Source organism: Bacillus sp. JJ1127, assembly GCF_036965845.1.
Taxonomy (GTDB): domain Bacteria; phylum Bacillota; class Bacilli; order Bacillales; family Bacillaceae_G; genus Bacillus_A.
Window position 1 is genome coordinate 1 of sequence record NZ_JBALQK010000292.1, and the last position, 3,321, is coordinate 3,321.

General features: G+C 31.9%; 2 protein-coding genes. One reads left to right on the forward strand and one right to left on the reverse strand.

Annotation, left to right across the window (positions count from 1 at the left end):
• Positions 1-231: 231 nt before the first annotated feature.
• Positions 232-2,019, forward strand: coding sequence for an oligoendopeptidase F (pepF, locus tag V7183_RS22845; protein WP_335360942.1), 1,788 nt, complete (start codon positions 232-234; stop codon positions 2,017-2,019).
• 30 nt (positions 2,020-2,049) lie between these two features.
• Here the strand turns inward: pepF and V7183_RS22850 are convergent, their stop codons facing one another.
• The gene (locus V7183_RS22850) at positions 2,050-3,183 is read right to left on the reverse strand and encodes a serine hydrolase domain-containing protein (protein ID WP_097899827.1); all 1,134 of its coding nucleotides are present in this window, start codon (positions 3,181-3,183) and stop codon (positions 2,050-2,052) included.
• Between the last annotated feature and the right edge of the window lie 138 nt (positions 3,184-3,321).

The following is a 3,321-nucleotide window of genomic DNA, read 5'->3' on the forward strand; positions in this document are numbered from 1 at the left end:
AAAAGCACCTCTCATTAATTTATAATTATTTCCATTGAAATCTAATTTATTAAAATTATCATACTATATGTTATGAAGGAAGTAAAGGTTCCATACTTTACAATGTTCTTCTAATAAGTCTTGTCATTTTCGACAAGATTTTTTATTTTACAGCAGGGATTTTTTGCAATTTGTTGTATTTCATAGTTATATAGAGAATATACAAAATACATACTTAGAAAGGAAAAAATTATGACAGAATTAAAAAACAGATTAGATGTACCAGATCAAGAAAAATGGGATTTAACGGACATTTATAAAACAATCGGACACTGGGAAAGCGACTGCGAAAAAATTGAAACATTAACAAACACTTTGAAAGATTTTAATGGTAATATCCATGATAGCCATAGTTTACTAGCTTATCTTACAAAAAGTGAAGAAATATCAAGTTTATTAAATTTAGTTTATGCTTATGCAAGACTTCAATCAGACCTTGATACACGCGATACAGAAGCGCAGTCCCTTGTAGACAAAGCATCACAATTACATGTTAAAGTGAGTGCCGCTCGTTCCTTCTTTTCTCCATTTTTACTTAGTATCGATGAGAAAACTTTGCATTCTTATATAGAAGAAAATGAGGGCTTACAATATTATAAAGAAGACTTATTTGAATTATATCGATATAAAAAACATGTCTTAAATAAGGATAAAGAAGAAATCTTATCCCAAATGGGTGAAGCCCTCTCTTCTCCTCAACATACATACGGCATGCTCAACAACGCAGATATTACATTCGGAGAGGTTACAACTGATGATGGAAGTAAAGTGAATTTAACACGCGGAATGTACTCTAAATTAATTAAAGATGAAAATAGAGATAAGAGGAAAGAGGCTTATAAAGCCTACTATCAACCTTATGTTCAACTAAAAAACTCTATCGCTTCCACTTTATCAGCAGCGATAAAAAATAATGTTACCATTTCAAAAATTAGAAATTATCCATCCGCGTTAGAAAAATCCCTATTTGGTGATATGGTTCCAAAGGAAGTATACGATAATTTAATTGATACAACTAAAAAAAATATGACATCTCTACATACGTATAACCATTTACGAAAAGAGAAATTACAACTAAATGAATTAAGACAATATGATTTAAATGTTGATTTAGTAAAAGGTGTAAAACAAGATATTCCATACGATGAAGCATTCGAGATCATGCTTACTTCCCTTTCACCACTCGGTGAAGAATATATTCAAACACTTCGAGGTTTTAAAGATAAACGCTATATAGACGTAAGAGAATTACCTGGTAAACGTTCTGGTGCCTATAATTTTGGCGTATACGACGTTCATCCTTTCATCCTTTTAAATCATAATGATGACTTAAATAGTCTCTTTACACTTACTCATGAATGCGGGCATGGTATGCATACATACTATTCCCACGGTTTCCAGCCGAGAATTTCCGCTCACTATTCCATTTTTGTAGCTGAAGTTGCTTCTACAGTAAATGAAGTACTATTAATTCATCACTTATTAAAAGAAGCAAAAGATACTGATGTACGTAACCATTTAATTAATCACTTTATTGAGAAATTTAAAGGTACCTTCTTTACACAAGTTATGTTTGCTGAATTTGAAAAGATTACGCACGAAATGGCGCAGCAAGGTAAACCATTAAATGCTCAAGCATTTAATGATGTATATGAAAACTTGTTTAGAGAATACAATGGGGATACACTCGTATTCGATGAAGAAGTAAAATATGGCTGGGCTAGAATCCCACATTTCTATCGACCATTTTACGTTTATAAATATGCTACTGGATTTGCTTCTGCAATCCAAATTGCAGATCAGCTTTTAAGCGGTGATCCTATCGCTCAGCAAAATTATATTGAATTCTTAAAAGGCGGTAGTTCAGATTATCCACTTAATCTTTTAAAGAAAACAGGTGTAGATTTAACAACACCAAAACCAATCGAAAGCGCATTAGGTCGTTTTGATAAACTAGTTGAAGAATTTTCGTCACTTTAACAAAAAAACCTCTACATTGTAGAGGTTTTTTTAAGCTGATTTTCCTTCTAATAAATCTTTTGCCATCTTTCGAAATTCCTGATTAAATGCATCAGTCATTCCGTTTTGAACGTTAGAGAAAAGAATAACAAAAATTTGTTTATCCCAATTGAAATTATTAAATGTATTCCAGCCAGCTAATACACCATGATTATGGTAGTAATCTGGATAAATATAAAAACTAAAACCATATTTCCTTGCAGGTGATACAGTGAACATATCAGATAAACTTTGTTTGGAAAGAAGCTTTCCGGTCATAATAGCTTGATCTAACCTCTTCATATCTTCTACAGTTGTATACATTTCACCACAACCGTATAGCCAGCTCATTCTTAACTTAGGAGCAGCGACGAATTCATTATCTTTCTTTATATAACTTTCTGCAAAAAATATGTCCGCAGGGAATCTTGCACCCATACCAGATTCACGCATTCCAACAGGCATAAAAATATGTTCTTTTACATATTCAGATAATGGCTGTTTAGAGATTTTTTCTACAATATACGCAAGTACCATATAATTATAATCTGTATATCTCCAACCTGTTCCTGCAGGGAATTCAAGATTTTGCGAGCCGATCCATGTCACTAATTTTAAGCGTGATGCCGCATCCACCTTCCCTTGTCCCTGCTCCGGTAACCCAGATGTATGCGTCAATAAATGTCTTAAAGTAATATTTTTATCCGCTGGAAATGAAGGAATATATTTATTTACATTATCGTCTATATTCAATTTCCCTTTTTCTTGTAACTGCAATATAGATACCGCTACTACTGTCTTAGTGATAGAACCTACACGATATTTTGTTCTTGGTGTTGTTAAGACTTTATCCTCCATATTTGCATAGCCATATCCTTTTCGCAAAATCACATTATTTTTATCCGTCACAAGTACGGTTCCATTAAACCCTTTTTCTTTTAAATATTGATCTAATTTTTTTGCTGCCGCATCATAACGATTTTGCTGATCTATATCTACTTTTGGCGTATCAGTTTCTAGTTTACTATTAGAATCTGAAAAAGCCTTGAAATTCTGCGTTTTATCTTTATTTGTTTGCATGAACACATATACACTTAAACAAAAAATAGCAATAATAAAGAAAACGATTAAATATTTCTTAAACATACAGGAGCCCTCTTTTTATTCAGTTTATACTTGTTACTATCCTCATTATTTTATTCATTTTATCTCTATTCATTTAAAAGAAGACTTTCATTCTATTGAAGGATTATATTTATATATACATTAATTAAAAAACCGACA

Bases quoted from the DNA above. Each gene is read 5' to 3' on its own strand.
- pepF (WP_335360942.1), top strand. From the start codon at position 232: ATGACAGAATTAAAAAACAGATTAGATGTACCAGATCAAGAAAAATGG.
- V7183_RS22850 (WP_097899827.1), bottom strand. From the start codon at position 3,183: ATGTTTAAGAAATATTTAATCGTTTTCTTTATTATTGCTATTTTTTGT.